Origin of the sequence: Sorangium sp. So ce128 (assembly GCF_051525245.1) — a bacterium.
In the GTDB taxonomy this organism is placed as follows: Bacteria; Myxococcota_A; Polyangia; order Polyangiales; family Polyangiaceae; genus Sorangium; species Sorangium cellulosum_B.
On record NZ_CP150313.1, the window covers coordinates 4,537,685 to 4,563,689 of the forward strand.

Below are 26,005 nucleotides of genomic sequence, written 5' to 3' on the forward strand. Positions count from 1 at the left end.
TCGGAGAGACATCGCCTCCGATCCTGTCGATAATGCGCCCGCGATGAGCCAGCCCCCGCTCGACAACAAGACGGACTTCGCCGCGCACCCACAGCTGCTCGTCGACCGGGACGGCGAGCAGCTGGTCACGATCGTCAAGGCGAGCTTCGAGCTCCAGGGCGACGGCAGCCTCGAGCTCGCGCCCCCCGAGCGCACGCGCGGGGTCCGCCTCGCCGACCTGCCCTGGGAGGAGAAGAAGCCCGAGAGCGTCGCGTACCCCGCCGACGTCTGCCTGTTCAAGCCGGCGACCGACGTGATCTTCGTGGCCACGGCGTACGCGCCGAACGGCAAGGCCGTGCCTTCCTTCGACGTGCGCGTCGAGGTCGGCCCGCTCAGGAAATCGCTCGTCGTGTTCGGCAAGCGGCTCTGGGTGGACAAGGGCGCCGCCCTCACCGCGCCGGCGCCCATCGAGCAGATCGACATGCGCTACGACCACGCCTGGGGCGGGCGGGACGACGACGACCCCGCGGCGCCCCTCGAGGAGCCGCGCAACCCGATCGGCACGGGCGTCACGCGCGCGCCGGCCTCGCTCACCCACCAGCCTGCGCCGGCCATCGAGGATCCCTCGTACCCGATCCGGACCGCGAAGACCGCGCCGCCGCCCGCGGGGATCGGGGCCGTCGGCCGGCACTGGGAGCCGCGCCGCGGGTATGCCGGGACGTACGACGCCGCGTGGCGGGAGAACCGCGCGCCGCTCCTGCCCGAGGACTTCGACCACCGCTTCAACCTCTGCGCCTCGCCGGGCCTCATCGCGGATCCGCCGCTCGCGGGCGGCGAGCCGGTGCGGGCGCTCAACCTCACGCCCGAGGGGGCGCTCAGCTTCGAGCTCCCGAAGGTGCAGGTCGAGATCGAGTTCCACGTGAAGGACCGCGCGCCGGTCGCCTTCGCGCCGCACCTCGACACCGTGCTCGTCGACCTCTACGCCACCGGCCCGCAGAAGCCGGTGGCCGTCGAGATGGTCTGGCGCGCGCACGTCAAGGCGCCCCGGCGGATGAAGGACGCGCGCGTGATCGTGCGCGAGCGGGGGCGAGCGTGAGGCCCCTCGCCGTCATGGTGGCCGCGGGCGCGGTCACGCCCGTCGGGCTGCGCTCGATCGACACCGCGTTCTCGCACCGCGCCTCGGCCGCGGCGATGCGCGAGTCGCCGCTCGTGGACGGGCAGGGCGAGCCCGTCACGATGTGCTTCCTGCCCACGCTCGATCCGCGGGTCACGGGCGCGGCGCGCGCCGTCCTGCTCGCGGAGCGCGCGCTCGGCGAGGCGCTCGAGAAGCTCGGCCCCGCGGCGCGGGGGCTGCGCATGCAGATGGGCCTGTGCCTCGACGAGCACCTCGGGCAGCGGCCGCCGGGCGGCGAGGCCCCGGCGCAGCGGGTCGCCGCCGAGCTCGCCGCGCGGGCGCAGTCGTACGGGTGCGCGCCGGAGATCGCGGTCAAGGTCTCGACGCGCGGCCCCGCCGCGCCGGGGTTCTTGCTGCCGGAGCTGTGCGACGCGCTCGCGCGAGGCACGATCGACGCGGCGCTGCTCGGCGGCGTGCACACCGACTACGACCCCGCGCGCATCGCCGCGCTCGACGCCGCGGGCCGGCTCTTCCGGCCGGACAACCTCGACGCCCTCGTCCCCGGCGAGTGCGCGGCCTTCGTGGTCCTCGCGCGCCCCGACGTCGCGCGGCGCGCGCTCCTCCGCGAGCTCGGGCAGATCGTCGGCCTCTCCACCGCGCACGAGCGGGCCCGCCCGGACAACGACGAGTCCGCGTTCCAGGCCACGGGCCTCACCGCCGCGCTCCGCGCCGCGCTCGCGCCGCTCGCCGAGCGCGGGCTGCGCGCGGGCTGGGTGCTCACCGACATCACCTTCGAGACCTTCCGCCATTTCGAGCTCCAGGCCGCGTCGGTGCGCACGCAGCAGCTCTTCTGCGATCCGCAGCAGCTGGAGTGCCCCGCCCAGCGGATCGGCGCGCTCGGCGCCGCGGCCATGCCGCTGCACCTCGCGATCGCGTCGGAGGCGTTCGCGCGGGGCTTCGCGCCGCACCCGTGTGCGGTCTCCCTCGCCGGGAGCGACGGCGGGGAGCGCGCGGCGATGGTGGTCGTGGCGCCGGGGTGACGGCGCAACACGGCGCACCATGTCCAGGTGCAGCCACCGAACGGGACGACCGCCGAACTGTGGCGCCCACGAGGGATGCGGCGGTGGTGGGGTACTTTGGCTGAAGGTGGGGTCATTTGAACCGCCAAGTCGCCATAAGACGCCAAGATTTTAGAGGATTTCTTCGCGTCTTATGGCGACTTGGCGGTTTCATCATTCCGGCGCGGAAAATTCTCCCGCCACCTGTCGACGCCGCCTCGGAGAATCGAGATGCAGCCGTAGGTTGTCGGCACGATAAGTCGACACCAGGCCTACCGGTAGCGACCGGGCCAGCTGTCCGCCCAATGGGTACCAGCGAGCTCGGCGCATTGCGTTTCGACCTCCGCTGTTGTGCAGTTACCCCTGGCAGGCTGAGCTCGACCGTGCTGCTTCTCGCACGCGTTCGCAGCTGCGAAGAAGTTCCGCCAGTAGAGGGGACCGCGATTGTCGGAGCACGACGTGGAGCGCGCCCGGCTGTCTATCGATTCCGGAGCGGTATCCCCGCACATCTGCAGGACACACCCAGCCTGGCAGGCTTCTCCCAGCTCTGCCGGCACGTGTTCGCAGGGCGATAGATGCTTTCCGGGGGCGCACCACTGGAGGGTTTGCGCCAGCTCTTTCGTGCATGGCGGACCGTAGGACACTCCCTTGGGTTCGTCGCGGCACCCGGGCGCGAAGGCGACGAGCAGGAGCACGAGCGCGATGGTCGATGCGTTCATGCCTCTTGCTTGGCATGGGCATGAGGCGCGGATCGACGCCGCGCGGCGTTCGCGCGGCTCGCCGCGAGAGCACGAAAGCCCCCTGTATGAGAGTAGTTGTCGTTGCTCGGGGATCCGCTCACCGACCCGACCGCAAAACAGCGGGGTCGTTTGCGCCCGCAAAAGTGGGGTCAATTCAAGGCAAGTGGGGTAATTGCCCCACTACCTGTCGACTCCCTCCCCGGAGAATTGAAATTCAGCCCGGAGGAGGTCGACACCCTCCCCGGAGATCGTCGCCGGACGGCGCGCCAGCCCGATCGCGCGCCGCGCCGGCCACCCTGGGCGGCCGTGCAGCGCAGGAACCTGCTCCCCTTGGCGGTGTCGAAAGGCACCATGCCCAGGCATTCCCTTCCGCTCGCCGGCCTCCTCCTCGTCGCCTCCCTCGGCGCCGCCGCGACCTCCGACGCGGCCACGGATGGCCGCGATGCGGTCGCCCGCGGCCTCGATCTCTTCGTTCACGCGCCCGACCGCGGCGCGCCCGGCGCCACCCTGCCGGTCCAGGTCCTCGCGCTCGGCTTCCCCACCGCGATCACGCTCCGGCCGCTCGAGGCGGCCACCGTGGAGGCGACCTGGGATCCCGAGCACCTCGGCAAGGTCAGCGCCGTCCCGCCGCCCGTGCGGGTCACCACCGACGCGAAGGGGCGCGCTCACCTCGACGTCCCGATCCCGGAGGGGCCCGAGCGCGAGCTCCGGCTGCTGCTCGGCGTGCGCGCCGGAGACCGGCAGCGGACGCGGACGCTCACCGTGCACCGACTGGCGCCGCTCCAGGTCGACCTGCACGTCCCTGACACGCGCGTGGTGCCGGGCAGCGCGATGTCGGCGTGGATCACGGTGCAGAGCCAGGCCTCGGGGCAGCCGGCCCCGCGGGTCCCCGTGGAGGTCAGCCTGCTCGAGGGCGGCGTCGCCCGGCACACGGCCGTGGTCACGACCGACGCGGCCGGCGTCGCCATGACCCGCATGCCCGTCCCCTGGATCGACGAGCCCGGCTGGCGCTGGATCCTCCGCGCCCGCGCGCGGAGCGCGGTGGGGGCCTCGTCGAACGCCGCGGAGATCTCCCTCTCGCCGCGCGAAGAGACGCCCGGCGCCCCGCAGATGCTGGCCGAGTGGTCCGAGCAGGATCTGCGCGCCGGGGATCGCGCCACCTACGTGATCCGGATCCGCGATGGCGCCGGCCAGCCCGTGGCCGGGCTGCCGGTGCGGACCTGGATCGGGCCGAAGGGCACGAGCCCGCCCGAGGACAGGGCCGCGTGGGAGAAGCTCACCACGCCCGCGCGCACCGACGCGGCCGGCGAGGTCCGCGGCGCGGCCGTGGCGCCCACCACCGTGGTGCAGGGCGCGGGGACCACGCTGCGCGTCGTCGCGCGCGCGACGTTCGAGGGGCACGAGCTCGAGCGCGAGGCCACCGTCTCCGTGGAGAGCCCCACCTCGGAGGCGACGCTGCTCCCCGAGGCGGGCGCCATCGTTCCGGGCGTCGCTCAGCGCATGCTCCTGCGCGTCCGCGATGCGCGGCGGAAGCCGGTGCAGGGCACCTTCACCGTCGAGGGCGACGGGCTCCAGGCCGCCGTGACCACCGACGCGTACGGCGAGGCCGAGGTGACCTGGGACGCGCCCGTCGAGCTCGGGGCCTTCCGCAACGTCGGGCCGTGCGCTGGCGGCGTCGCGGCGGCGGTGCGCGTGCGGCCATCAGGCGAGCTCCCGGCGCTCGCGTCGCGGCGCGAGCCGTTCGCGCTGTGCGTCTCGGTCGATCGCGACGCCTCGGCGCTGCTCCGGCCCGAGCGGCTCCTCGCCCGCGCCGGCGACGCGCTCCCGCTCCGCGTGATCGACGCCGGCGGCGCGGGCCCGCGCGCTGGCGCGCGGCCGGAGGACGGCAGGGCAGCGGACGGCGCCGGCTGGAGCGTGATCGTCCAGGCAGGCAACTCGGCCCGCGCGGCGAGCGCCTGGATCGCCGGCGGCCCGGAGGGCGGCGCGCTCGGCCTGCCCGAGGGCGCGGCCGGCGTCTGGACGCTCAGCGCCGCCGCTCCCCGGCCGGGCGCCGCCGCGCGGCAGGCCGGCGGCGCGGTGCTCGTCACGCCGCGCGTCCTCCCTCGGCTCGAGGCCCGCATCACGGGCGGCCGCGCGGCCCCGCGCGGCGCCGTCGACGTGGACCTCGCGCTCACCGACGGGGGCGGCCGCGGCCTGCCCGGGACCGTCGCGGCCGTCGTCGTGGATCTGCACGGCGGGGGCAGCGTCGGCGGCCTCGCGGCGCTCGACACGCGCGCGCGGCTCTGCCAGGGCATCGTCGAGCCCGAGCGCTGTGGCGCCTTCCTGCAGGGCGATCCCGCGCTCGATCCGCTCCGGCGCGCGGAGCTCAGCGCGAGGGCGCGCGAGGCGATCGCGCCGGCGAACGATCCGGCCGGCTCCGCGCGGGCGGCGCTCGACGAGGCGTTCGGCCAGGTGCTTCGCTCGCTCGAGGGGGCGGTCTTCGAGGCCACCAGCGATCCGGAGCGGTTGCGCGACGTGCGCCGCCGCGGGCCGGGCGGCGCCTATGCGTGGAACCCCGAGCTGATGACCCTGGTCACCGCCGCCATGGATGCGCCCCCCGAGACGCCCGGCGGCGAGCCGCTCTCGCTCGCGGACCTCCTGGCGGTGGACCCGCAGGTCACGTTCGATCACGTCGCTCGCCGCGTCACCCGCCTCAAGCTCTTCCGCGTCCTCGCCGCGGCGCGCGCGTTCCGGCGCGAGCGCCTGCTCGACCCGGACGAGCCGGCGCTCCGCGATCCGAACGCGCTGCTCCGCCGCCTGGTGCGCGACGCGCAGCTCGAGGAGTCGCTCCTGCTCGATCCCTGGGGCGGAACGATCCAGTTCACCCCGACGACGGCGCCGCCCGCGCCGTTCCTCACGGTGCGGCGCGGCTTCGCCCTGCACGCGCCCGGGCCCGACGGCCGGATCGGCACGGGCGACGACGTGCGCGATCCGTTCGAGCGCGTGCTGCGCTCGGGTACGCCGTACGCCAGGGCGGTCGGCGAGGATCGCCTTGTCGACGCGAAGTTCGACATGGAGGTCGGCGACGCCACGGTGTCGGCGTGGGAGAGCCTCCTGGAGGAGTTCACGGGCACGTCGCTGGGCGAGGGGCTCGGCCTGAGCGGCATCGGCACCCTCGGCGGGGGCACGGGCTCCGGCGTCGGGTTCGGTCAAGGCCACGGCAAGCTGGGCGGATCCCACCGCACCTCGTCCGGCGCGCCGCGGGGCGTGTTCTTCTGGTCGCCGCCCCAGCGCACGGACAAGGACGGTCGGCTGCGGATGCGCGTCCCGCTCGGCGACGTCGAGACGACCTTCCGGCTCGTCTTCGTGGGCGTGCCGGACGGCGCCACGCCGGCCACCGCCACGCTCGACGTGCCCACCGCGCAGCCGCTCTCGGCGCGCGTGGAGGCGGGCGCCGCGTGGGTCGAGGGCGACGAGGTCGACGTCGAGATCTCGGTCCGGAACCGCTCGCCGAGGCCGCTCCGCGCGATCGTGGAGCTCACGGCGCGCGGCGTGGCCGCGCTCGCGGACCCACGGCGCCGGGCGGTGGCGGTCGACGTGCCCGCGGGGGGCGCGGCCCCGGTGCGCGCGCGGGTGCGGGCGCTGCGCGCGGGGCGGGCGGAGCTCGCGGTCGCCCTGAAGGCGCAGGGGACCCCGGGCGACACGCTCGTGCACGCGTGGGACGTGCGCCCTGCGGGCGAGCCCACCGACCTGAACATCGCCCAGATCGTCGAGGGGGGCGCCACGGCCACGCTGCGCATTGCGGCGGACGCGCAGCGCTATCAGCCCACCGGCCGCCCGCGGCTCGTCGTCGAGCGCGGCCTCGCTGGCGCGCTCACCGCGGCGCTCGAGGTGATGGATCCCGACCGGCTCTCGTCTGCCGGGGCGATGGCGGACGCGGTGGAGGTCGCGGCGCTCGTGCGCCGCTGGGCGGCGGCGCGCGGGGGCGAGGGCGCGCCGCTCGCCGCGCGCGCGGAGGACATCGGCCGCCGCGCCGTGGGCCGGCTGCTCGCGTACAAGGACAGCAAGAAGGACCTGGCCTCCTGGCCTCCGGCGCTCCGGGCGCGCACCTTCGCGCCCGCGTCCGTGGCGGAGGAGCTGCCGAAGATCGACGCGCGCTGCCCGCCCGAGCCCCTGCAGCCCGCGGCGGCGCTCGACGCGCTCGAGGTCGAGCCCGCGCCGGCGGGGGGCGCGGTGAACGCATGCTGGGACGCGCTCGTGACGAGGACGCTGGACGAGGTGATCCAGAGCGGCGATCGCGTGGCGCTCGCCCGGGTCCTGCTCGCGCTCGCGGAGCGGCCACACCGGGCGGCGCTGGCCGCGAACGTGGCGGACCGGCTGCGCGCCTGGGTGGCGCTGCTCCCGACCGGCGGCGTCACCTTGCCGCCGGGCCAGGCCGAGGATCGGAGCGCGCGCGCGGTGGTCTACGCGGCGCTCCTCCGCGCCGCCGGGCTCGGCCGGAGCGCGGCGCCGCCCGCGAAGCTCCTCGGCTGGGTGGGCGTGCAGCGCGACGTGCGCGGCGGCTACGGCGCGCCCGCCAGCACGCGCGCGGTGGTGCGCGCGCTCCTGGCCCACGGGGGCGAGGGCCGAGGGGCCGCACGGGTCACGGTCACGTCGGGCGGCGCGCGCCGCGACGTGGAGGTCGGGCCGTCGGGGCGGCTCGTGGTGCCGCTCGACGCGGGCGCGACGGAGGCGGCGGTCGAGGTCGCGGGGTCCGCGGTCGTGGCGCGCCTGGAGCGCCCGGCGCTCCGGCGCTGGAGCCGGCCGCCGGCCGCGGCGGCGAGCCCCATGCAGGTGGAGGTCTCCTGGCCGAAGCGCCCGCGCGCGGGAACGACGGGGAAGCTCGCGGTCTCGCTGCGCCACACGCTGGGCCGCCCGGTCGAGGTCGACGTGCGCATCCCGCTTCCCCCCGGGGTGTCGCTGGCCGCGCCGCTCGGGGGCGTGCGGCAGGTGAACGGCGTCCTCGCGCTGCGGGCTTCCCTGGAGGCGAGCCGGCTCTCGACGCTCGTGGAGATCCCGGTGCGCTTCGCGCTCGCCGGCAAGGTGACGGCGCCCGAGGCGCAGGCCCGGGTGGCGCAGGAGGAGCTGCCCCGCGCGGTGGTCCCGGCGCGGCCGATCGTGATCGAGTGAGCGCCGCAACGTCAGCTGCGGGCAACCCGCAGCGCCGCCGGCGCGCCGCGCGAGCAGACGGGCGGCAACTTCACCGATTTCGTGGGACACCTCTTCTCTGGAACTTCTTCTGTCGATCAGGTGGCCGGGCGGTACGTCGCGGCCATGAACTCTTGGCAGGACGAGGTTGAAGACAAGTACGACGCGTTCTTGCTCGACCCCGGCATGGGACCGATGACCTACCTGACCTCGGACGGCCGCGTTCTCGAAGACCGCCGATCACGTTGAAACCCGGAGAATTTTCACAGGGAGGCGGGGAGGAAGAAGAAAATGAATTTCTCCCTCTTGCCGTCTTTCGCTCCCCGCCTCCCCGCCTCCCCGTGAAATTCTTGCTGTTTCTTGTGGTTTCAACCCGTTTGTCGCAGGAGAGCTATTCGCATGACCCAAGAGCTGCGGAAGTTTGATTTGTTCGCCCCCCATTTCCAGGCGGACCCGTTCCCCACCTATGCCGAGATGCGCCGCTCCGGGCCGGTGTGCGAGCTCGAACCGCTGGGCGCCTGGGCGGTGAGCCGGTACGCCGATGTCATCGCCGTCCTCAAGAACCCTCAAAAATTCTCGTCCGCTGGCAACGTCGACGCCTTTCACCCGCCTTGGCTCCCGAGGCAGCCGGGGGCGCATTCCCTGCTCGCAATGGACCCGCCGGAGCACACGAAGCTCCGGAACCTCGTCAGCCGCGCCCTGGGTCCCGGGATCATCACGAGCATTGAGCCCATGGTCCGCGCCATCGCCGAGCGCCTCTCCGACACCCTGCAATCCAGGGGTGAGTCGGATTTCGTCGCCGACTACGCCGTCCCGATGACAGCGGGCGTCATCGGCGAGCTCCTCACCCTGGATCCTTCTCTCCACGCCAATTTTAAACGGTGGACGGACGATATCCTCAGCGTCACGCCCGTCCCGCGGAGCCCCGAGCACGCCGAGCGCGTCCGCGCGTCCGTCGCCGAGATGGAGCGCTACCTCGGCGACGTCCTCGAGGCGCGGCGGCGCGCGCCCGGCGATGATCTTGTGAGCGCGCTCCTCCAGGCCGAAATCGACGGCCATAAGCTCACCCCGGAAGAGCTCATGTCCTTCATCTTCGTCCTGGTCCCAGCGGGGTTCGACACCACATCCACATTGATAAGCAAATCGATCATTGCCCTCGCCAAGCGCCCCGCGGACACGGAGCGGCTGCGCGAAGACCCGGCGCTCATCCCTCGCTTTATCGAAGAAATGCTCCGGTGGGACCCGCCTACCCATAATATCTTCCGCAAGGCGATGCCCGGAGCGGAGGTGGGCGGCGTCAAGGTGCCCGCCGGCGCTCCAGTGACGGTCATCCTCGCGTCCGCCAACCGCGACGAGGCCGTGTTTCCCGATCCCGACGAGTTCAATATGGACCGCGATGTGCCAAAGACCGGGACGGGGGCGTCGGTCGCGTTCGGGCACGGCGTCCATTTCTGCGTCGCCCACCTCCTCGCGCGCCTGGAGGCGAGGGTGGCGCTCGAATCCTTGCTTGCTCGATTCAAGCGAATCGATCTGGTCAACCCCACCATCGAGTGGAGCACGATGGTCTTCGTGCGAACCCCATCGCGGCTGCCGGTCCGCGGCGTCTTGCCCTGATCAAGAACCTCCTGGCGTGCCGAACAGGTTGGAGCTCGCCTGAATTCTGGAACCCAGATCTCGCCGTGGAGCGGGCGCCGCGTTCGATCGGGCGGCGCGCACGGCTCGGCGCGACGGCGGTAGGCGCGCTCGCGCTGGTCCCGGGCCTCGGGCGCTCCGCGAACGCGCGCGGCGCAGGGCGCGCGGCGAGCTCGGATCGCGCGGTGGGCACGCGAGGGTCTCGGATCCGCACGATCCGCCCCCCACGCCCCTCTCCCCGCGTCGGCGCCGCGTCGGGTTCCAGCGCCGGGGCTTGGCGCCGTCCGCCGATCGCCTACCATGCCCCCAATGGCCGCTACCTTCGCCACCTTCTCCCTGGAGGGCGACAAGCTCCCCGCGGACGTCGCCGTGACCCGCTTCGAGGCCGTCGAGGCGATCTCCACGCCCTACGCGGTCGAGGTGCGCTTCGCGACGCTGGACACGTCGTTCCGGGTCGAGGACTGCCTGCGCAGCCGCCTCTGCCTGCGCGTCGTCGACACGTCGGGCCAGGAGCGGCTGTACGACGGCATCGTGGACCGCGCCGGCTTCGCGCACATCGTGGGCGAGAGCCGCCAGTTCGATGTCCGCCTGCGGCCCGCGCTGGCCGCGCTCGCGCACCGCGAGGGGTGCCGCATCTTCCAGGAGAAGACGATCGTCCAGGTCGCGCAGTCGGTCTTCGAGGACGCCGGCTTCGGCGACAAGGTCGAGTGGCGGATCGCGAAGGAGTACGAGCCGCGCGAGTTCATCGTCCAGTACCGCGAGTCGCACCTCAACTTCGTCTCGCGGCTCCTCGAGGACAACGGCCTCTTCTACTACTTCCGGCACGAGGCCGCCGGGCACACGATGATCATCACCGACGACCCCGCCGCCTTCGAGGTGGAGGAGGGGCTGCCGGTGAACTTCCGCATGGCGCAGGGCGGCCTGCCCGGGAGCCTGCCGCTCTCCAAGCTCACGAGGACGCGCGCGCTGCGCACGAGCCTCGTCCACCTCCGGGACCACGATTTCGAGAAGCCCGACGTGAAGCCGGAGTCCGCGCTGCCCCGCAAGGAGGCCATCGCGGCGCCCTACTTCGAGTACCCCGCCGGCTTCACGAAGGGGAGCGTGGGCGGCCGCCGCGCCGAGGCCCGCATGCGCGAGCTGTCCGCCGACGCCGACGTGTGCGAGGGCGAGAGCCGCGCGGCCGGGCTCAAGGTGGGCGAGCCGTTCGCCGTCGAGGGCGCCGCGGAGCCGTGCCTGAACGGCGAGTTCGTGGTCACCCGCCTCGTCTCGCGCGGCAACCAGACGCTCACCGGCGGCGTGACGAACTACGACGTCGAGAACCACTTCCGCGGCGTCCCCAAGGGCGCGCCCTTCGCGGCCGAGCGCCGCGCGCGGCGGCCGCGCATCCGCGGCATCCAGACGGCGGTCGTCACGGGGTCGAGCACCCAGGAGCAGGCGATCCACGTCGACAAGTACGGCCGCATCAAGGTCCGCTTCTTCTGGGACCGGCAGGGACAGCAGGACCACACCTCGAGCTGCTGGCTGCGCGTCTCGCAGATCGCGATGGGCGGCTCGATGATCCTCCCCCGCGTCGGCTGGGAGGTCTCGGTCGCGTTCCTCGACGGCGACCCGGACCGGCCGCTCGTGCTCGGGCGCACCTACAACGCGGAGAAGACGCCGCCCGACGCGCTCCCCGCCGCCAAGGCGTCCGGCACGCTGAAGAGCATGTCGTCGCCCGGCGCGGGCGGCCACAACCAGATCGGCATGTCCGACACCGCGGGGAGCCAGGGGTTCGGCATCCACGCCCAGAAGGACCTCAACGTCACCATCAAGAACGACAAGGTCGAGGAGGTCACGGTCAACGAGGAGCAGCACATCAGCGTGAACGGCTCCCGCTCGGTGAAGGTCGACGACTCGACCTCCGTCGCCGGCAACCAATCGCTCGACGTCGGCGCGGTGCTCTCGCACAAGATCACCGGCAACCAGAGCATCTCGATCGGCGGCAACGACACGACCAACGCGATCAGCAACTACGTCGAGAAGGTCACCGGCAACCGCTCCTACACGGTGAGCGGCAACCAGATCACGATCTCGAACGGCGTCAGGCACTCCATCACCGGGGACATGAGCCGCAAGGTCGGCGCGCTGCAGCTCTCCGGCAGCCTGGGCTCGATCAACGACAACGTCCTCGGCGGGATGACGGAGACGGTGGGCGCCGTGAAGGCGCAGATCATCAACGGCAGCCACGGAGAGCAGATCACGGCCAACAAGGACCAGACCTCGCTGGCGGCCGAGCTCCACCTCACGAAGGGCTCGCTCTCCCACGTGGCGCTCGGCGTCACCAACATGGTCGGCGGCCTCCATTACCAGAAGCTGGACGGTGATCTCGTGGTGCAGGCGCCGCTCATCACCCTCCTCGGCGCCGTCGGCGTCTTCAAGGGCGGCGGCAGCGAGCTCAAGCTCGGCGGCGGACCCGTCGTGATCAAGGGGTCGAAGATCGCGGTCAAGGGCGCGCTCGTCGTCAAGATGGGCGCGTCGATGAAGCTCGGATCGTGAGGGCCCATGCGCCCTGGTGAGGTGAAGAGTGGCTGATCATCATGTCCTCGCGATCCCCTCCCTCAGCGTGGAGGGCAAGATCTACCGGGTGCTGCGCTTCGAGCTCACGGAGCAGCTCTCGGAGCTCACCCGCCTCGAGTGCGAGCTGCTCGACGACGAGGCGGCGCTGCCGAGGCCGAAGGAGGTCCTCGGCAAGCGCGCGGTGTTCACGCTGTCGCGCAGCGACGACACGCAGACGCGCTCTTTCGCCGGGACCATCGTCCTCGCCGAGCTCGTGCCCGATCCCGACGACGTGCCCACGCTGCGGATCGAGGTCGCGCCGGCGCTCTGGAACCTCGGGCAGCGCTCCGACTGCCGGATCTTCCAGGACAAGAGCGCGGTCGACATCGTGAAGGAGGTCCTCGAGGGCGCGGGCGTGCCCGCGGCCCAGCAGGACTGGCGCGTGACCGAGCCCCACCCGACGCGGGTCTACACGGTCCAGTACCGCGAGCGGGACCTCGATTTCGTGCACCGCCTCCTCGCCGAGGAGGGGATCTACTTCGCGATCCACATGAAGGACGACGAGGACGTCGTCGTCTTCGGCGACTCGCCGACCGGCCTCGAGGACATCGAGGGCGCGACGTCGCTGCCGTTCTTCCAGGACTTCGGCGTCGAGGGCTTCGCGGATCGCGTCGTCCGCCTCTCGCGGGAGGTCTCCGTGCGGAGCGACAAGGTGTTCGTCCGCGACTACGACCCGGAGAAGCCCTCGACGAAGCCGGAGGCGTCGGCCGAGGGGAGCGATCCCGGGGAGCACGTGCTCGAGATCTACGAGCACCCGGCGCGCACCGCCGACGCGAGCGTCGCGGAGCGGCTCGCCAAGGTGCTGCTCGACTCGGTGCAGGCGGAGCGCGACGTCGTGCACGGCGAGAGCGGCTCGCTCGCGCTGCTCCCGGGCCGGCGCTTCTCGATCGACGGCCACCCCTACGACCCGCTCAACCAGGAGTACCTCGTGGTCCGCGCGCGCATCGCCGGCAGCCGGCCGCGGAACTTCGAGCTCTCCGGCCGCGCGGGCGCGGAGGACGGCGCGCGCGACCTCCGGTCGAGCTGCGAGTTCTGGGGCGTGCCGACCGGGAGCACGCGCTACCGGCCCCCGCGGCGCGCCCGCGAGCAGGTGATCCCGGGCACGCAGACCGCGATGACCACCGGGCCCTCGGGGCAGGAGATCCACACCGACGCGGGGGGGCAGGTGAAGGTCTCCTTCCACTGGGATCGCTCCGGAAAGAAGGACGACACCTCGAGCCGCTGGATCCGCACGAGCCAGGTGCCGACGGGCGGATCGATGCTGCTGCCGCGCGTCGGGTGGGAGGTCACCGTGCGCCACGTCGAGGGCGACGCGGACAGGCCGTTCGTGATGGGCCGCATGTACAACGCGCTCACGCCGCCGCCCTACGCGCTCCCGAAGGAGGCGGGGAAGAGCTCCCTCCAGACCGCGACGACGCCGGGCGGGGGCAGCACCAACGAGCTCCGGATGTCGGACACGAAGGGCGGCGAGGAGATGTTCATCAACGCCTCGAAGGACATGTCCACCGAGGTGAAGAACAACGCGACCGAGTCGATCGGCAACAACCACAAGAAGAAGATCGGCGCGGACCAGACGACGAACGTCACGGACAGCATGACGACCAGCATCGGGTCGAACCAGACGCTCTCGGTCTCCGGCAACCAGTCGATGAAGATCGAGACCTTCCACGTCGACGACATGGGCGGCGATCACTCGCTCTCGATCGGCGGGAACCGCGACATGAAGATCGGCGGGGATCACAAGCGCGACGTCACCGGCAACAGCTCGCTCACGGTGTCCGGCAACCAGATCGATCTCGTGGTCGGCTCGGTCACGGATCAGACCCTGGCCGGCTTCAACCACGAGGTCGGCGCGGCGCTCGTCGAGCTCGCGCTGGGGCACCGCTCCGTGACGGTCCAGGGCGACCGGAGCGAGACGGCCACCGGCGCGAAGGTGATCGCGGTCAAGTCGGGCCGCGGCGTGCAGGTCGGCGGATCGATGAACGTGAAGGTCGGCGGCGCGATCGTCAACGTGGCGAACGGGAACCGCGTGGAGAGCTCGCTCGGCACGTACACCGAGCTCGCGGGGGGCGCGCAGCTCGTCAAGGCGAACAACGCCGTCTTCGAGGCGACCGGCGCGCTCACGCTGGTCATGGGCGCGTCGATCCTCTCGCTGACGCCCGCGAGCGTCGCGATCATCGGCGTCTCGGCGAAGCTCGACGGCGACGTCTCCGACACCGCCGCGCTGGTGCTCGACAACTGAGGAGGAGGCGAACGTGGCACGCGAGATGATTGCGCACTTCACGATCGACGAGGTCCCCGCGGCCCGGGTGCTCCGCTTCGAGTCGACCCACGAGGCCGGCAGGCCGCTCGTCCTCGACGTCGAGGTGTACCTCCACACGTTCCAGGAGCTCGAGGCGATGATCGGCAAGCCCGCGGCGCTCTCCTTCGGCGTGCCCGGGGAGGTGCCGCGCGTCATCGCGGGCACGGTGGAGGCCGCGACCTCGATCGGCACCACCGAGCTCGGCGTCGAGGGGCTGCTGGGCGTCCGCTACGCCGTCCGCGTCGTCTCCTCGCTCGCGCTCCTCGCGCGCAGCGTCGACTCGCGGATCTTCCAGGACATGAGCGCCAAGGAGATCGTGGCGAAGGTCCTCGAGGATCACGGGGTCACCAAGGTCGCGTGGCGGCTGAGCGGCGACTGTCCGAAGCGCGAGTACTGCGTGCAGTACCAGGAGAGCGCGCTCGCGTTCATCTCGCGGCTCATGGAGCACGAGGGCATCTACAGCTTCGTCGAGGTGGACGCCGACGGCGAGCTCCTCGTCTTCGACGACGACAGCACCGTCGCCGGGCCGATCCCGGGCGACCCCGCGCTGCCGTTCCGCCGGCGCACCGGGCTCAGCGCGGCCGACGAGCGCGACGCGATCTACGCGATCCGCGAGCTCGAGCGGGTGCGCTCCGGCAAGTTCGTCCTCCGCGATTTCGACTTCAAGCGGCCGAAGCTCGATCTCACGGCGACCGCGGCGTCGGGCGAGAACGACGCGCTGGAGCGCTACGACTACCCGGGCGGCTACTTCGAGCCGAGCGAGGGGCAGCGGCTCGCGCAGATCCGGCTGGAGGAAGAGCAGGTCGAGCGGCACACGATCGAGATCGACACCGTCTGTTCGCGCCTCGCGCTCGGCCAGAAGCTCACGATCACGGACGCCGGCGAGCTCGACGGCGAGTACTTCCTCTTCGCGGTGAAGCACACCTACGTCCACGAGGAGGACGACGCGCTCGGCGGCGAGCGCGCGACGCCGCGCTCCAGGGCGCGGGCGCGCCTCGTGCCGGCTTCCGTGAAGTACAGGCCGCGGCGCATCACGCCGATCCCCCTCATCGAGGGGCCGCAGACCGCGACGGTGGTGGCGCCCGCCGGCTCCCAGACCGAGGCGATCCACACCGATGAGTTCGGCCGCTGCAAGGTGAAGTTCCACTGGGATCGCAGCGACGTGATCGACGACAAGGCGTCGTGCTGGATGCGGGTCGCGCAGCTCCAGACCTCCGGCTCGATGATGCTCCCGCGCATCGGCTGGGAGGTGATCGTCGAGTTCCTCGAGGGGAACCCCGATCGGCCGATCGTGACCGGGCGCCTCTACAACGGCGTCTACATGCCGCCGTACGCGCTGCCGGAGGGCAAGACCCGCACGGCGATCCAGACCTCGAGCACGCCGGGCGGCGGCGGAGCCAACGAGATCCGCTTCGAGGACAAGGCGGGCTCCGAGGAGATCATGGTGCACGCCCAGCGCGACATGAAGACGGTCGCGGCGAACAACGCCAAGCGGAACATCGGCAACAACGAGACGTCGGTCGTCGGGAACAACGCGTCGCTCGAGGTCGGCGGCAACCAGACGACGAAGATCACGAAGGGCTCGCAGAACACGGTGGGCGCGAACCAGACGATCAGCGTCGGAGGCAACCGCAACGTCGAGGTGAACGCGGTGTCGGCGCTGACGGCGAAGGGCAACGCGACGACCACCGTGGGCGGCAACCAGTTCGAGATGGACGGCAACCCCCTCGAGGCGATGCTCGCGCTCGCGGCGCAGGCGACGGTGCAGTTCGCGAGCGTGATGGCCAACAACGCGATCGCGGCGGTCCAGGGGCAGGTCGACGGCGCCATCAACCAGGTGATGGCGCCGATCAACGGGCTGACCCAGAAGGCGGCGGGGGTGTCGGGCGCGATGCAGGCCGTCGCCGGCGGGGACATGAGCCGCATGCCCGGAATGATCGCGGGCGCGTCGGGCATCCCCGGCGCGAGCCAGCTCGCGGCCTCGATGGGCGGGGGCGGCGGCGGGGGCGGGGGCGGCGCTGCCGGCGGCGCGCCGGGCGCCGCGGCGCCCAACATGCTCGCCTCGATCGCGTCGAACGTGGCGCAGAGCAGCCTCGCCGGGAAGGTCTTCGTGAAGCCGGAGGCGCTCGCCTCGGCCCTCGGCATGGACGGGGGCGGCGGCGGCGGTGGGTCGACGGCCAACGTCGGCGGGCCGGACGGCGCCGTCGATGGCGTCGACGCGACCGACCGCGAGAAGGGGCCCGGGCACACGACAGCCAAGGTCACGGGCACCCACAAGGAGGACGTGGGCTCGATGAAGGTCCTGGGCGCGATCCAGGACATCGACAACAACGTGACCGGCAAGAAGACGATCGACGTCGGCGCCGCCACGGTGCAGGTGGCGTTCGGCAGCTACGCGGAGAGCGTCACGGGCTCGAAGAGCGAGAAGGCGACGGGCCTCGTCGTCCTCAGCAATGGGGGCGAGAGCGAGACGGTCACCGGCTCGCGCACCGCGATGGTGGGCGGCGCGGTCGTCGACAAGCTCAAGGGGTCGCACGTGGTGCAGGCCGTGGGGCCTGCGACGTTCATCGGGGCCTTCCACAAGGTGGAGGCGAAGGGCGCCATCGTCTTCAAGTGCGGCGCCAGCGAGGTGGTGATCGACGGCGCCGGCGTCACCATCACGTCCCCGCTCGTGACCATCCTGGCGCCGAAGATCCAGCTGCCGAAGAAGGTCTCGGAGGTCTGATGGCGACTCCGTTCGACGGTGGCTCGCGGGCGGCTTCCGCGTCGCTCTCGCTGGAGGAGCCGGACGCCGGGGCCACGGCGGAGGAGGCGTCCGAGTCGCCGCGCGTGACCCTGGACGACGTGCTCGCCGAGCCGGCCGCGGCGCCCCTTCCGGCGCAGAAGGCGCGGCCGCTCGGCGCCGCCATGCGGACCGCGCGCGTCGCCTCGATCGCGGGGCGGAAGGCGTCGATCCACGTCCGTGGCGCCGAGGGGCCCGTCGACGCCCAGATCGCGCCCGACGTCGATCCCGAGGTGATCGCCGACGCCCGCGCCCGCGGCGACGCCGTGCTCGTCGAGCTCTGCGAGGGCGAGCCCCCGCTGATCGTCGCGGCCCTGACGACGCAGCGGCCGCATACGCTCCACCTCAAGGCGACCAGCATCGCCATCGAGGCGGAGCAGGAGCTGCTGCTCCGCTCCGGCCGTGGTGCGGTCCGCATTCGCCAGGACGGTGACATCGAGGTCGTGGGCAGCCGCATCAGCGCCGCGTCGCGGGGGCTGTTCCGGATCGTCGGGAGGCTCTTGCGGTTGAATTGACGGCACGCACCGCGTGTCCGCTGGAAGGCTCGGCCGTCCTAGCTTTCACTCAGGGAGCGTAGAAACAGCAATGCGAACGGCGCCTGTCCCCAACATCCCGGCCATCCCGGGGATGAATCCCGGAGTCTTCGTTCTCGGCGGCGGCGGTGACGGCGGCGGGGCCGGCGGCCGCGGAGGCGGCGCGGGCAAGGACAAGCAAGGCGCGAACGGCAAGAACGGGGGCGACAGCGCGTCGGGGGGCGGCAAAGGCGCCTGCGGCTCCGGCCAGAACGGCGGGGCGTGCCCCAACCATCACGGCAAGAAGGGGAGCGGCAAGGGCTCCAAGGGAGACCCTGTCGACATCGTGACAGGCCGTGTCTTCACGATCCCCGTCACCGACGTGCACTTGCCGGGCCCGCTGCCGCTGACGCTGACCCGCAGCTACACGAGCGCCGCGCGCGACCGCGACGTCGGGCTCGGGCGTGGCTGGTACCACTCGTACGCGTGGGAGGTGGAGGTGCACCGCGGCCGGACGAGGCTCTGGACCGGGAACGGCATGTACGTCGACTTCACGCCCATGCGCGTCGGCGAGTCGGCGGTGGGCCCCTCCGGGTGGCTGCTCGTCCGCGGCCAGACCGGCTTCGTGCTGGATCGGGGCGACGGCCGGTGGCTCGTCTTCGAGCACGCCTGGCAAGACCGCTACCTCCTGTCGGCGGAGACCGACTCTCACGACAACCGCATCTCGTTCTTCTACAAGGAAGGTGTCCTGGCGCAGATCGTCGACTCGGTCGGTCGCAAGGTCGAGGTCCGCTCCACGAGGGAAGGGCGCATCGCGTCGTTCGAGGTGAAGAACGCGGCGCATCGGGGCCAGCTCGTCCCGTTCGCGCGGTATCGTTACGACGACGCGGGGGATCTGGTGCTCGCCGAGGACGCGATGGGCGCGGCGACCAGGTACACGTATACGGACCATCTCCTGACGTGCCAGGAGCACCCGACGGGCCTTTGCTTCACCTTCCGCTATGACGGGGAGGCGCGGTGCATCGAGACCTGGGGCGCGTTCCCGGGGCGCGACGACGAGAGCCTCGCCGCCGACGTCCCGGCGGTGCTCGCCGACGGGACCACGGCCGCCAAGGGCATCTTTCACACGAAGCTCGAGTACGGGCCTGACAACTACGTGGAGGCGGCCGACTCGATCTCGGTCGAGCGCTTCTTCGGCAACGACTTCGGGAGCGTCGACAAGGCGGTCACGGCCGCCGGCGTCTTCTGCCGCACGTACGACGCGTTGGGAAACCTGCTGTCGTTCACCGACGCGACGGGGGCGACGACCCGCTGGGAGCGGGACGCCCGCGGGCGGGAGCTCCGGATCACGGATGCTCTCGGCCGCGTGACCACGTTCGAGCGGGACGCCGACGGGCACATCCGCAGGGCGGTCGATCCTGCAGGGGGCGTCATCGAGACGGGGCGCCTCACGGGCGGGCTCGTGTGGCGCGACGCCATCGGCGCCACCTTCGAGGTGCACTTCGATCGCCGCGGGCTCACCACGCGGACCGTCGCGCCGAACGGCGGGCAGACGCTGTACAGGTACGACGATCACGGAAACCTCATCGAGCGGACCGACCCCACGGGCGCGGTGACGCAGTACACGTACGACTACTGGGGCCGCCGCCAGAGCATGCGCGACGCGTCGGGGGCGATGGTCACGTACGCCTACGACGACGCCGGCCGCCTCCGATCCGAGCGAACGCCGGACGGCGGCGTGACGCGCTACGAGTACGATCCGTCGGGAAACTGCACGTCGATCTGGCACCCGAGCGGCCACACCACCACGCACCGTTATGCGGGGTACAACCGCATCGTCGAGACGCGGGAGCCCGACGGGCGGATCAGCAAATATCGATACAACCGCGAAGGGCGCCTGGTCGAGGTGCACAACAGCCATGGAGAGGTGCACCGCATCCGGCTGAACGCCGCCAGGCTCGTCTCGGAGGAGGTCACCTTCGACGGCCGCACCCTTCGTTATCGTTACGACGCGATGGGGCGTGTCGTGCAGTTCGAGAACGGCCTCGGAGAGAAGACCGGGTACGTGTACGATCTCGTCGGCCGCGTCGTGGAGCACCAGTACCCCGACGGCGGCGTCGAGACGTTCGAGTACGACGAGCTGGACTACATCATCGCGGCGCACGGCCCCACGGGCGACATTTATTTCGAGCGCAATCTCCTGGGCTGGGTGACGTGTGAGCGGCAGGTGAGCGGCGGCGAGACGTTCTCGGTGGAGACGAAACATGACTTGATGGGCAATGCCGTCGAGCGAAAGACCTCCCGCGGACACCGCCAGACCTGGGTGCGCGACGTCGCCGGCCGCGCGCTGCGGGTGACGCTCGATGGCAGCGAAGAGCTCGGCGTCGTCCGCGACGCGCTCGGGCGAGAGACCGCTCGCTATTTGCCCGGCGGCGGGCGTGTGGATGTCGTCTATGACGGGCTCGACCGCATGGTCCAGCGCACCGTGTCTCGCGGGGTCGCAGGCCCTGTGGTGGCCGCAGGTCAGCCCGACTGGATCGGGGCGCTCCCCCATGACCTCACCCTTCGACAAGCGGTTCACTACACGCCGCAGGGTGATGTGGCCGCGATCGACGACGATCGCTCGGGCGCCGAGCGATGGGAGCACGACCCGCGCGGGCAGGTGCTGGCGCGCACCGACGTCCACGGGCAGGGCGAGCACTTCCGGTACGACGCCGAGGGGAACGTGCGCGAGCTCGGCAGCGGCGCGCCGGAGCGCGAGTACGGGCGCGGCAACGTGCTGCTCCGGCGCGGCCCCGTGTCGTACGTTTGGGATGGCGACGGGAGATTGATCAAGCGCCGCGTGGTCATGCCGAGCGGTCAGGAAGCCACGACGAGCTACGAATGGAACGGCGCGGGTCTCCTCAGCGCGGTGGTGCGCCCCGACGGCGTCCGGATCGAGCATGCCTACGACCCCTTTGCCCGGCGCCTCGAGAAGCGCGTGCTCAGGAGAGACGAAGGCGGGCGCATGGACACGCTGTCCACGACGCGGTTCATCTGGGACGGGGACACGCTCGTTCATGAGATCAAGCGCGAGTGGGGCCCAGAGGGCGAGCGGGTCACCCAGGAGAGGACGTACTGCACCGACGAGGAGACGTCGGCGCCGTGGGCGCAGAAGGACGCCAGGAGCGGCGGCGACGCTGTGTCGGCCGAGTGGTACTACTACCTGAACGACCCTGTCGGCAGACCGGAACGCCTGCTCGACGCCGCCGGGAATGTCGCCTGCGAGCTCGACCGCACGGTGTGGGGCGCCGCGCGCCCGCGGGAAGGCGCGCGCACGGAGACGCCGCTGCGGTTCCTCGGGCAGTACTACGATGACGAGACGGGCCTCGCGTACAACCGTTATCGCTACTACGACCCCGCGGTAGGACGGTACATCAGCGTCGACCCGGTCGGGCTGCTCGGAGGGCAGAACGGGTTCTCTTATGCCGGCAATCGGCCCACGAAGATGGTGGACCCGACGGGGTTGATGTTCGCCTCGATTATCAGGCGCGAGGACGCGGATGGCAATCAGCTGAAGAGCATCGAAGGGAAAAGTTCGACGGTTCAGGGTGATAATGACTTGGACCCGGCGCTCAAGGATGCCGTTGTCAATGCGCGGGATAAGTTCGCGGACCCTAATAAACTACCCGGTGATCCTCGCAATGTCGATGCAGATGGTAGAGCCAAACCGAAGGCGTCCAGCAAAGCGGGTCGATGCGCTGAGATTGATGCGTTGAACCAGCAAGCCCAAGACATCCGTGGCCGCCTCAGCAAGAAGGAGGGGTGGGCGAAGATGTCCGAGGCCGAGCAAAATGCCCGTGTTCGCAACGAGTTGCGCGAAGAATATCGCCGCGGCGCGCGAATCGAAGCGTACAACAGGCAGAACAAGGGAAAGAGATCTCCAGAGAAGCCTTGTCCGTTCTGCGCACAAGTCTTCCGCGAGCTAGGCATCCACCCGGTGAACATCGACGCTGATCCGAACAAAGACGTGCCTGATGCCGTCAAGCAGGCGGCCGGCCTCACTGCAGGCAAGGCGGGCGGCGGGGTCATGCACGACGGGAAAAAATGGGATCACCGGACAGACGGCGTCTACGAACCGGATAGAAACGATCCAGGGAAGGAGGTGGCGCTTCAGAATCTATCTGGCACCAACGTCGTGCCGAAGTTGAACCCGGACGGGTCGCAGCAAATGACGAGGCGTGATCCGAACGCGTTCCGCGATGAACAAGGCAATTTTAGACGGCCCGACAAGCCGGTGCCTCCACCGCAACCAAAGTTCGTACCACCCGAAGACGACACCTCCGACCCGACCAAGAAATGAGCGATTCCTACGACAATATCGCGGTCCGCTCGTTGCTGGAAGGTCTCGAGCGCGCCCCAGGATCGGTCTGGCGCGCCACTCGATCCGTCCTTGCAACTGCGGATCCATCCGCAAGCGTCCGTGGCGCACTGGATTCTCCCCATGTGGGCGAATCTCATCTCGAGGCGGGCGTTCCAGGCTCTCGGTTCAGGCTCAAGTCTCTCTGGGAGAACTCGCGACCTGGTGAGCGAACTCTCATTCGAGTTCCCTCGGGCGCTGCAGCAGGCTCGCCGCTCGGTGCTATCGCTATCCATCTCACGCGGCGAGCGCTCGCCAGGGTTGCGTTCATTCCGATCTCGGTCCGCTACGGTACGGCCGAGCCTTCGGTATGGGTTGCTGCGTTGCACGCGCGCCTCGCACAGTTGACCCGGACGGGAGCGTTCGAGCGCGCGCTTGAACCGCGTGTGGCCGATGATATCCGGCCGCTCATCGACTGTGACGAAACCCCGGAGATGCCGCTGCTCATCATCCTCGACGGCGCTGGTGACAATGACGACCCGGCTGTGTGGTCGCGGCTTGAATTGTCTGCGGCGTTCTCCACCGATGTTCGCGTGTGGATTTCGGTGTGCGGTGCGGAGAGCGATGATGCGAATCGTACGGCTGCGGAGCGGCGTCGGCTATTGAATCTGGGGAACGAGTGGTCAGAGATTTTGATTGAGGACCTGCATGAGCGCCCAATCGCAGAGCTTCCCGATGACGTCGATTCCGATACGGTGTCCATTCTAGGTGCCGCACGCGGGCCAATAGCGGAGGCAGAGCTTGCCAGAGTTGCTGGTTTCAGCCGGTCGGAGAGTCGAGTGAAGGATACGCTGGAGCGGCTCGGACCATGGCTTTCCCGCACCGAGGATGGCATAGCGTTCCTGGATAGAGCATGGGGTGAAGTTCTCGTCCGCCGCTCGAGCGTCCAGGGGCTTTCCCGTGGACGCGCGTGCATGAATGCCTACGTTCGAGCGACTCTCGATGGTGCCTGCGGAGAGGTTTCTGTCGCTCTTTCTCGAGCAGAGTACGTCGTTCGGTATGGGTCGATTCATCTTGTGTGTCATGGGGCGACCGGTGAAGAGATCGATCGTGTTATCGCCGAACCGATGCGCGCAGCCTGGGAGTCCTTGGACGGTGGTGCGTTTGGCTTTCGTGCGCTTGTCATCGCTGCGTGGCGGCGAAGCCATTCTGCGTTCCTCGAGGCGGTGTCGGAAGCCGAGCGCGTCCGGTGCATGGTGCAGGCGCTGCGGTTGCGAACGATCTTCGAACAGCTGGTCACTTCGCTCGTACATGCACTCCCGGAGACGGTCGCTGGCGCCATCCGTGAGGGGATCTTTCAAGCGGGCGCAGGCATTGAACTGGCCAAGCCGCTCAGCGCAGAGCAGCGGATACGTCTGTGGAAGTCCGTCCGACCTGCGGTGTCGCCAACTGCCGTGGCGTGGCCAGAACCGTTGCTGGGCGAAGCCGAGCGCGCCGTCGCTGAACCGGCGGAGGCCAGCTCGATTCGTTCGTCGGTCGATCGTGGAACAGAGCCCAAGAACCGCGTGCTCTACGAGTTGAAGTGTCGTCGTATGGTCGCGGCGCCCGTCATTGGTTCGCTTCTACGAATCGCGGAGCGCCTGTGCTCTCCAGCGCGAGACGAGGTGCTGCTTCTCGCCGAGCGACGCCTCGCGGGCTTGCGTCAGGAAGATCTGCTGGTGTGGAGTGTCAGGATTGCGCGTCTCTGTCCGGACGAGCGTCGTGTCATATTGCTCAATGAGGTGGATGCTGAGGTAGTTGCCTTGCCGAGGTTGGATGACCGGTTGGACGTATTGGCGGAGCGGCTTCGGGTGAGCTCGGAGGAGGCTGCCAGCATCGTCCATACAGCGATGGGGTGGCTCGCGTCTGCCGATCGGTTCCCCGTGCTGGCAAGTCGATTTCTCCAGTATGTGCCCGAAAGCGAATGGAGACGGATCGAACCTGATGAGGCGCGGGCTCTCGTCCGACGCTGGCAGGGTGACTCGCGCGGGTATCAGGGTAGCGTCGCGCCGCTTCTCGATGGGAATCTCCCGGGTTGGCTCGCTGATGAAGTCCAATGCAGACTTGTTGACTCGGTGAGACGCGTTGAGGGCGCCAGACGGATCCATGGCGCTTCCGAGTACGCTCCGCATGTCAGTGGGGAACGTCGCGCCGAGCTGTCACGCATGTTCTTCTCGGAGCCGCCGGAGGCCTATCGCGGCAGGACCAGCGCCGTCGAGAATTGGGCCGCGCTGGCGACGCTGGAAGAGCTCCGTCGCATCCACCAGGACATCTTGCCACGCGTCGGACCTTGTGATGACAAGGTCTTCGCCGCCCTCTCCCGTCGTGCGGTGGAGCTGGGCGATAGGGAGCTTGCGACCAGCTTCTGCGCCGCGATGGAAGGAGACGACGACCGGCATCAAGCCGAAATGGAGGTCGCTCTCGCGCTGGGTTCGCTTTCCGACGTGGAGGGTCTTCTGCGTCCGGACCTGGACGACGAGGAGGCATCTGGAATGCTCGAGCTGGTAGGGGAGGCGCTGAAGAGCGAGGAGGATGCGGCCCGCTTTGCGGAGCTCGTGCGGGGCGCAGCTCGGGCGTCGAACAGGTTGCGCGCGTGGGCGGCCGTGTTCCCATCGCTCTCCCAGGAGGCGCGGGAGCGGTTGTCCGGGGCCGTCGCCGAGACGGTGAAGGAGACGCTCCGCGAGCGCCCCGAGGAGTCGGATGACGCGCTTTGCAGGATGTTCCCCTGGATGTCGGTGGAGAGCCTGGGCGATGTGTGGGGAGAGCGCGCCTCGCCCGAGAAGTGGCGCTCCACGATCTTCGAGGCCACGCCTCTCTTCACGTACGATCGGGGTTACAGGAACGGCGCGCTCCTGGACACACTGCTCCTGCGTGTGGGAGGTGAGGCCGCCCTCGTGGCCTGGGCCAGGACGCTCGCGGAGCTCGACGAGTGGTTCTCGGAGATCGGACCTTGGCCGGACTGATCGCGCGCGTTCGCGGCGAGACGGCGCTCGCCGGCGGGGTCGCACGCGGAGCGCCGCCGGGCCGGAATGTCAGCGTGTTCGGGACGCGAGGCTGAACCTGGACAGCTCGCACCAGAAGAACTCGCACGATCCGAGCGCATTCCACGACGAACAAGGCAATTGCAGGCGACCGGACAAGGCGCCGCCGCCGCCGGAGCCGAAGTTCGTGCCGCAGGAGGACGACAGCACGGACCCGACCCGGAGCCGGAACTAGCGATGACAGAAGTCGACGAAGAAGCTGCGATTTCAGCTTTGCTCACCGGGCTGGAGCGCGCGCCGGGCTCGGTCTGGCGCGCTGTACGGGTCCTTCTCGCGTCTCCGGCGGTGGCAGCCTGGCTTCACGGTGATCCCCGTGTTCCCGGCTCGTTCGAGCGGCGCCCGTGGTCAGCGCTGGAGGCGCTCTGGGCGAGCTCCCGCCCAGGCGAGCGGGCCTTGCTCAGGGCTCCTGCGTGCTCAGGCACGAGCGCTCTGCTCGGCGCGTTCTGTCTTCATCTCACGCGGCGAGGGCTGGCCCGCGTGGCGCTCATCCCGATCTCGGTCCACGGCGGCATGGCGGATCCCTCGATATGGGTCGCCGCGCTGCATGCGCGGCTCCGAGGATTGACGTCCAGAAAGGCATCCGAGCGCGCGCTCGCTCCGCGCGTGGCAGACGACATCCGACCGATCCTCGGCGGTGACGAGAACCCCGACATGCCGCTGCTGCTCGTCCTCGACGGTGCCCACGAGAACGATGATCCGGCGGTAT

The 26,005-nt window shown here is 70.5% G+C and carries 12 protein-coding genes; 11 read left to right on the forward strand and 1 reads right to left on the reverse strand.

The window, feature by feature from the left end:
• Positions 1-43 precede the first annotated feature (43 nt).
• The 11 genes from WME82_RS17395 (at position 44) to WME82_RS17445 (ending at position 25,221) form a co-directional block, all read left to right on the forward strand.
• Positions 44-1,075 carry a DUF2169 family type VI secretion system accessory protein gene (locus tag WME82_RS17395; RefSeq protein WP_438043728.1) on the forward strand — a complete coding sequence of 344 codons (1,032 nt, stop codon included), beginning with the start codon at positions 44-46 and terminating at the stop codon, positions 1,073-1,075.
• Positions 1,072-2,133 (forward strand): beta-ketoacyl synthase N-terminal-like domain-containing protein, encoded by a 1,062-nt coding sequence (locus tag WME82_RS17400; RefSeq protein WP_438043729.1) that lies wholly within the window; start codon positions 1,072-1,074, stop codon positions 2,131-2,133. The genes WME82_RS17395 and WME82_RS17400 overlap by 4 nt, the downstream gene beginning before the upstream one ends.
• Before the next feature lie 1,109 nt (positions 2,134-3,242).
• On the forward strand, positions 3,243-8,039 hold the full coding sequence (locus WME82_RS17405) for an alpha-2-macroglobulin family protein (RefSeq protein ID WP_438043730.1): 4,797 nt from the start codon (positions 3,243-3,245) through the stop codon (positions 8,037-8,039).
• Between the two features lie 81 nt (positions 8,040-8,120).
• Positions 8,121-8,306: a hypothetical protein gene (locus WME82_RS17410; RefSeq protein ID WP_438043731.1), complete on the forward strand. Its 186-nt coding sequence runs from the start codon at positions 8,121-8,123 to the stop codon at positions 8,304-8,306.
• Between the two features lie 150 nt (positions 8,307-8,456).
• Positions 8,457-9,671, forward strand: coding sequence for a cytochrome P450 (locus WME82_RS17415; RefSeq protein ID WP_438043732.1), 1,215 nt, complete (start codon positions 8,457-8,459; stop codon positions 9,669-9,671).
• Between the two features lie 327 nt (positions 9,672-9,998).
• The gene (locus WME82_RS17420) at positions 9,999-12,224 is read left to right on the forward strand and encodes a type VI secretion system Vgr family protein (protein ID WP_438043733.1); all 2,226 of its coding nucleotides are present in this window, start codon (positions 9,999-10,001) and stop codon (positions 12,222-12,224) included.
• A gap of 28 nt (positions 12,225-12,252) precedes the next feature.
• Positions 12,253-14,526 carry a type VI secretion system Vgr family protein gene (locus WME82_RS17425; protein ID WP_438043734.1) on the forward strand — a complete coding sequence of 758 codons (2,274 nt, stop codon included), beginning with the start codon at positions 12,253-12,255 and terminating at the stop codon, positions 14,524-14,526.
• 13 nt (positions 14,527-14,539) lie between these two features.
• Positions 14,540-17,311 carry a type VI secretion system Vgr family protein gene (locus WME82_RS17430; RefSeq protein WP_438043735.1) on the forward strand — a complete coding sequence of 924 codons (2,772 nt, stop codon included), beginning with the start codon at positions 14,540-14,542 and terminating at the stop codon, positions 17,309-17,311.
• On the forward strand, positions 17,311-17,883 hold the full coding sequence (locus WME82_RS17435; protein ID WP_438043736.1) for a hypothetical protein: 573 nt from the start codon (positions 17,311-17,313) through the stop codon (positions 17,881-17,883). Before WME82_RS17430 ends, WME82_RS17435 begins: the two co-directional genes overlap by 1 nt.
• A gap of 112 nt (positions 17,884-17,995) precedes the next feature.
• Positions 17,996-22,222 carry an RHS repeat-associated core domain-containing protein gene (locus WME82_RS17440; RefSeq protein ID WP_438043737.1) on the forward strand — a complete coding sequence of 1,409 codons (4,227 nt, stop codon included), beginning with the start codon at positions 17,996-17,998 and terminating at the stop codon, positions 22,220-22,222.
• Positions 22,219-25,221, forward strand: coding sequence for a hypothetical protein (locus tag WME82_RS17445; RefSeq protein WP_438043738.1), 3,003 nt, complete (start codon positions 22,219-22,221; stop codon positions 25,219-25,221). Before WME82_RS17440 ends, WME82_RS17445 begins: the two co-directional genes overlap by 4 nt.
• Before the next feature lie 492 nt (positions 25,222-25,713).
• Here WME82_RS17445 and WME82_RS17450 read toward each other — a convergent pair whose 3' ends face one another.
• Entirely contained in the window at positions 25,714-25,983 is a 270-nt protein-coding gene (locus WME82_RS17450) for a hypothetical protein (protein ID WP_438043739.1), read from the reverse strand.
• Between the last annotated feature and the right edge of the window lie 22 nt (positions 25,984-26,005).